Origin of the sequence: Paracoccus sp. (in: a-proteobacteria), from assembly GCF_047973135.1 — a bacterium.
Taxonomy (GTDB): domain Bacteria; phylum Pseudomonadota; class Alphaproteobacteria; order Rhodobacterales; family Rhodobacteraceae; genus Paracoccus.
Genome location: NZ_JBKEBL010000198.1, coordinates 21624 through 27652 on the forward strand (window position 1 = coordinate 21624; position 6029 = coordinate 27652).

The window sequence follows — 6029 nt, forward strand, 5'->3', positions numbered from 1 at the left end:
GCTAAGCCACGGCCTCTAACGGGCGCTTTGGCTTGACGCCAAGGGCCGCGCAGACGTCGCGAGTCAGTTCGGGCCGGTTCAGCGTATAGAAATGCAGCCGGTCCACCCCGCCCGCGATCAGCTTTTCGCACAGTTCGATGCACAGCGCGGTGGCAAGCTGACGCTCGGCCTCGGGGGTCGTGGCGGCGGCAAAGGCATCCTCGGCCCATTGCGGTACGCTGGTTCCGCAGGCAGCGGCAAAGCGGCGGGTTCCCGACCAGCCCTGCACCGGCAGGATGCCCGGAATGATCGGTGCCTCGATCCCCGCCGCCACGCATTTGTCGCGAAAGCGGAAATAGGTGTCGGCGTCAAAAAAGAACTGCGTCATCGCGCTGGTTGCCCCGGCATCGATCTTGCGTTTCAGCCAGACCACATCGGCATCGGTCGAGGGGCTGTCGGGATGCGGCTCGGGGTATGCGCCGACGCGGATCGTCATGTCGCCCCGCGCCGCGATGGCCTCGATCAGCCCGATCGAGCTGACAAAGCCGTCGGGATGCGGCGTGAAACGATCCTGCCCCCTGGGTGCATCGCCGCGCAGCGCCACGATTTCCCGGATCCCGGCATCGGCATAGGCCTGCACGATCTCGGCGGTTTCGTCGCGCGTGGCCTCGACGCAGGTCAGATGCGCCGCCACGTTCAGCCCATAATGGCGGTTGATGGTCGTCACCGCCTCGTGGGTCAGCTTGCGCGTCGTGCCGCCCGCGCCATAAGTCACGGACACGAAATCCGGTGCCAGAGGGGCCAGCGCCCGCGCCGTTTCCCACAGCCGGAACGAGGCATCCAGCGTTTTCGGCGGGAAGAACTCGAAGCTGATTTTCGGCGTGATGCGGGTCATGTCGATTCCTTTCCTTTCGTGCCTTGTGCCATGCCCTGCGTCGTGAGACAAATTCATAATCTTCAAGATGGTCATGAGGCGGGTTCATATGCATCTGGAATTGCGTCACCTGCGGACCGTGCGCGCCGTCCATGAACAGGGCGGGCTGGCACGTGCCGCCGAGGTGCTGAACATCACCCAGTCGGCCCTGTCCCACCAGATCAAGGCGCTTGAGGAACAGGCCGGGGTCGAACTGTTCGTGCGCCGGGCCAAGCCGATGCGACTGTCTGCCGCCGGAATGCGCCTGCTGCGTCTGGCCGAGCAGGTGCTGCCGCTGGTTGCCGCAGCCGAGGCCGAATTCAAGGGGGTCGAAATGGGCCATGTCGGGCGGCTGCATATCGCGATGGAATGTCACGCCTGTTTTGACTGGCTGCTGCCGGTGCTGGACCTGTTCCGCCGCGCCTGGCCGGATGTGGATGTCGATATCCGGCAGGGGCTGGCCTTCAGCGCGCTGCCCGCTCTGGCCCGCGAAGAGGTCGATCTGGTCATTTCGTCCGACCCCGAGGATATGGCGGATATCAGTTTTCAGCCGCTGTTCGACTATGCGCCGACGCTGGTTGTGCCCTCGGGGCACGCGCTTGTTGCCAAAGGCCATGCCGAGCCGCAGGATTTTGCCGCCGAAACGCTGATCACCTATCCGATGGATCGCGGGCGGCTGGATGTGTTCAGCCAATTCCTGACCCCCGCCGGGATCGAACCCGCCCGCACGCGCACGGTCGAACTGACCGCCGTGGCGCTGATGCTGGTGGCCAGCGGGCGAGGGGTGGCGGTGATGCCCGACTGGGTGCTGCGCCGCGAATCCGCCAACCCTGAACTGGCGCTGCTGCCACTGGGGCCGGGCGGCATCCAGCGCCGCCTGTATGCCGCCGTGCGCGAGGCCGACCTGAACCGCCCCTATATGGCCCATGTCCTGCGCCTTGCCCGGACCGAGCCGTTGCGCATGCTGCGCGACGCTGCCGCCTGATCTTGGCATTTCGTCCGCATGCGCCTATGACCCGCCCAACCCCAGTTTCCGGAGCATGCAATGGCCAGCGCAAATCTCAACATCATGATCAAGGCCGCGCGCAAGGCCGGCCGCTCGCTTGTCAAGGATTTCCGCGAGGTCGAGAACCTTCAGGTCAGCGTCAAGGGCGCGGGCGATTTCGTCAGCCGTGCCGACCGCGAGGCTGAACGGATCATCAAAGAGGAATTGCGCACCGCCCGCCCCAATTACGGCTGGCTGGGCGAAGAGACCGGGGTCGAACCGGGCGAGGATCCCACGCGCCGCTGGATCGTCGATCCGTTGGACGGCACCACGAATTTCCTGCACGGGCTGCCGCATTGGGCGGTCAGCATCGCGCTGGAACACAAGGGCGAGATCGTCGCGGCGGTGATCTTTGACGCGGCCAAGGACGAATTGTTCGTTGCCGAAAAGGGCAGCGGCGCATTCATGAACGATCAGCGGCTGCGCGTGTCGGGACGGCGGCACATGATCGAGTCGATCTTTGCGACCGGCATCCCCTTTGCGGGCCGCGACAACCTGCCCGCATCCTTGCAGGATCTGGCGCGGCTGATGCCGCTTTGTGCGGGCATGCGGCGCATGGGGGCCGCAGCGCTGGATCTGGCCTATGTCGCGGCGGGCCGCTACGATGGCTATTGGGAACGCGGCATCAACTCTTGGGACGTCGCCGCCGGTATCCTTCTGGTGCGCGAGGCTGGCGGCTTTGTCGAAGGGATCCGCGATGGCGACGATCCGCTGGAATCGGGCCGCATCATCGCCGCCAACGCGCAGATCTTTGCCAGCTTCGCCAAGGCGGTCCGCAGTCGCGACTGAACCCGCCCCGATCCGCCCCCCGCGTGCCGAACCGGAGTTGTCCCTTGATGCCCGCCGCCACCGCCAGCCCCGCCGAGCCGCGAACGGGGCTTGCGATCCTGCTGATCTGTATCGTTGCCTTCATCTTTGCGATGCAGGACGGGTTTTCGCGCCAGTTGGGTGCAAGCTATCCGCCAACGCTGGTGGTGATGCTGCGCTTTTGGGTATTCGCGGTTTTCGTGCTTTGGCTGGTCGCCCGCCAGCCGGGCGGGCTGAAGCGCGCCATCCGCACGAAAAGGCCGCTGACCCATCTGGCGCGCGGGCTGCTGCTGGTGACGGAAATTGTGGTCATCATCGAGGCATTCGTGCGGCTGGGACTGGTACAGACGCATTCGATCTTTGCGGTCTGCCCGCTGCTGGTGGCGGGGCTGTCGGGGCCTGTTCTGGGCGAAAAGGTCGGCTGGCGGCGCTGGACCGCCATCGGGATCGGCTTTTGCGGTATTCTGGTGATCCTGCAACCCGGCAGCGGCATGATGCAGCCCGCCGCGCTGCTGCCGCTGGCCTCGGCCCTCATGTTCGCGCTGTACACGCTGCTGACGCGGCATGTGTCGCGCGATGATCCGGCGATGGTCAGCTTTTTCTGGACGGGCGTCGCGGGCGCGGTTTTCGCCACTATGGCCGGGATTTGGCATTGGCAATGGCTGGCCCCGATCGACTGGCTGTGGATGGCGGGGCTGTGCGCGACCGCGACCCTGTCGCATTACCTGATGATCCGCGCCTATGAGATGGCCGAGGCTTCGGCCCTGCAACCCTTCATCTATACCCAGCTTGTCTGGGCCTCGCTGATCGGCATTCTGTTTTTTTGCGATGCGCTGCCGCTGAACGTGGTCATCGGGGCGGCCATCGTCGTGTCGGCGGGGCTGTTTACCCTGTGGCGGACAAGGGTTCGTTCGGCCTGACGCAGAAGCGTTTTTTCGGCGTCCTTCAGGACGTTTTCAAGCTCCATATTGCTAAGCAGATAGTTGCCCGCGCCGATCGACAGATTCAATGCTCTGTTGTCGCTTATCCAGCCCGCCGCAGGAACGGCAGAGCTTATGGCAAGTATAGCTGACGGAAGCCAATTTGATGATCAAATTGGCGCAGCATCAGCTATATTACATGATCATGCCCACCGAGGTGATCTGCAGCTTGTCTGCGTCGATTCCCAGTGCTTCGTGAAGAAGCTGCTGGCAGGCCTCGTGCATTTTGCCTGCGATCACACTGTCCGGGCTTTGCTGCAATTGGTTCTGAAGCGTCACCATCTGCATGCCCACCGCAGCCAGCATGTCGTTCAGTTGCTGCTTTTCTGCGGCACTCATCGCGGCGATCTGCGGGTCGGTCTGCATCGCCTCGCGCATCTGATCGACCAGCGGGGCGAATTTGTCGTCGGGAAAGGGGATATTGTGATAGCCCGAATAGTTCCCGGCGATGAAGGCTGCCATGCCGACGGCCAGGTCGTTTTCCGGCTGGCCAAGCTGGTTCAGAACCTTGGGATAATAGGACAGCATCTGGGTGAACAGGACACGCGCATCGGCCTGCTGCGCGGCCGGATAAGAGGCGACGATAGCCTCCAGCGAGACCTCATAGCCGCCCTGCCGGTCAAAACGTGTCTCGGCCAGAACCTCTGACGCAGAAGCGTTTTTTTCGGCGTCCTTCACGACGTTTTCAAGCACCGTATTGCTAAGCAGATAGCTGCCCGCGCCGATCGACAGATTCAATGCTCCGTCGTCGCTCATCCAGCCCGCCGCAGGAACGGCAGAGCTTATGGCAAGTACCAGCGCAACTGGCGCCGAAATCGTTTTCCTGAACAATACACGCATATGACAAACCTGATCTGAAACCGCGCGAGGCGCATGTTGGGGCAAGCCGTCTGAAAAACTGACGGCCGCAATCAGGTTAACGGCCTTTCTACCCCACGACAATCTGGCAAAGGCCTGTCATGCCCGGCTGGCCGCCCCGGTACCGGGGCGGCCAGCCGGGTTCGGGCGGATCAGTGCTGCATTCCGCTGCCGCCAAGGGCGACGATGTTATAGGGCAGCCCCTCGACCGGGATCGTTGCGGTCTCGGTCAGGCCGACGGGGTCGATGACCCGCAAGAGGCTGGCCAGCGGGTCCGTCATCACCAGCCGGTCGCCCGCCATGGCCAGACGCGGGCGCGGGTCGCGCCAGTGACCGTCCATGGAATAGGGCTGCGTGACCGGGGCCGATTGCTCGATCGTGGCGGACAGCATGTTCAGCCGGTGCAGCGTGCCGTCCTCGGTCAGGATATAGGCGAATTGCGGATTGGCGGGGTCCAGCACGAAATCGACGCGGCGGAAGGGCAGTTCGACCCGCGTGAGATAAGGCGCCGCCACCGGATCGATCACGACGACCGAGTCCGGGCCGTAATTGCCAAGAAAGATCTGCATGGCAGGCGATCCCAGCAGCGTGCCGGTATGCCCTTCGGGGAAATCGGCCGGATAGGGCAGCATGGAAAATTCCGGGGTGCCGCTTGCCACGGTGACGGTGGCGATACCTTCTTTGCAGCCCGCGACAAGATATTCGCCAGAGAACGCCTCGCCATGCAGATCGGTGCAGACCTGCATCTCGCCGGTGGGGGCACCATCGGCGCCGAAGGCCTGGATGCCGATCCGGGGCGGCAGCTTGTCCGGCTCGACCTCGGCATCCGAAGCGACCGAGCTGATGATCGAATCGCCCATCGGCACCGCGAAACCGTGATGCGCGCGCGCCTGATTAAAGCGGTCCGTGCCGGTCTGACCCTCGTGCAGTACGTGTTCGTCCAGCAAGGCGACATAGCCGCCCTGATCGAAATTCACCGCGATGGTGTGATCGTGATTGACCACATGGAAGGGGCGCGGCCCTTCCAGCGCGGTCTCGATCTGCGCCGGATCAGAGACCGCCAGATCGGAATGGTCGCCATGCCCTTCCAGTGCGATTCCGCTGCCGAGGAAATCGACGCGGTCGTTATCCGTCTGCACCGCCACGACCGTCTCGCCATCGGGCGAGGGGTACAGCCGTGATGGCCCCGCCAGATTGAATTTCCAGCGATGGTCGGGTGTCTCCAGATCCAGGGCGGTCACAGTCCCCGTGGCCTGATCCGCGACGAACAGTCGCCACGCCGTCTGGCTGTCATCCGCAAGGGCAACTGATCCGGCCAGCAGCGTGGCAACGGGAATTGCGCCCGGCAGCAATTTCTTGAGAAACATCGAACTCTCCTTCTGGTGAACAGCAAAATCCGCGGGCCGCCGCAATACCGCCTTCCGGGAGGGAGGGGGAAAGCGGCTTG

Annotated in this window: 6 protein-coding genes; 3 read left to right on the top strand and 3 right to left on the bottom strand. The window is 63.8% G+C overall.

Annotation, left to right across the window (positions count from 1 at the left end):
* Position 1: 1 nt before the first annotated feature.
* On the bottom strand, positions 2-874 hold the full coding sequence (gene metF / locus ACK5L9_RS15650) for a methylenetetrahydrofolate reductase [NAD(P)H] (RefSeq protein WP_416912398.1): 873 nt from the start codon (positions 872-874) through the stop codon (positions 2-4).
* 88 nt (positions 875-962) lie between these two features.
* Here metF and ACK5L9_RS15655 point away from each other — a divergent pair, with 88 nt between their 5' ends.
* From ACK5L9_RS15655 to ACK5L9_RS15665, 3 genes are read left to right on the top strand one after another with little or no spacing between them, the layout of a single operon-like run.
* A complete protein-coding gene (locus ACK5L9_RS15655) occupies positions 963-1877 on the top strand; it encodes a LysR family transcriptional regulator (protein ID WP_416912404.1) in 915 nt (304 codons plus the stop codon).
* 60 nt (positions 1878-1937) lie between these two features.
* On the top strand, positions 1938-2726 hold the full coding sequence (locus tag ACK5L9_RS15660; RefSeq protein WP_416912399.1) for an inositol monophosphatase family protein: 789 nt from the start codon (positions 1938-1940) through the stop codon (positions 2724-2726).
* A 47-nt stretch (positions 2727-2773) separates the two neighbouring features.
* Positions 2774-3664 carry a DMT family transporter gene (locus tag ACK5L9_RS15665; RefSeq protein WP_416912400.1) on the top strand — a complete coding sequence of 297 codons (891 nt, stop codon included), beginning with the start codon at positions 2774-2776 and terminating at the stop codon, positions 3662-3664.
* Between the two features lie 195 nt (positions 3665-3859).
* Here the strand turns inward: ACK5L9_RS15665 and ACK5L9_RS15670 are convergent, their stop codons facing one another.
* Positions 3860-4564: a DUF6683 family protein gene (locus tag ACK5L9_RS15670; RefSeq protein ID WP_416912401.1), complete on the bottom strand. Its 705-nt coding sequence runs from the start codon at positions 4562-4564 to the stop codon at positions 3860-3862.
* A gap of 170 nt (positions 4565-4734) precedes the next feature.
* Positions 4735-5949, bottom strand: a complete 1215-nt coding sequence (locus ACK5L9_RS15675) for a hypothetical protein (RefSeq protein WP_416912402.1) — start codon at positions 5947-5949, stop codon at positions 4735-4737.
* Positions 5950-6029: the final 80 nt, after the last annotated feature.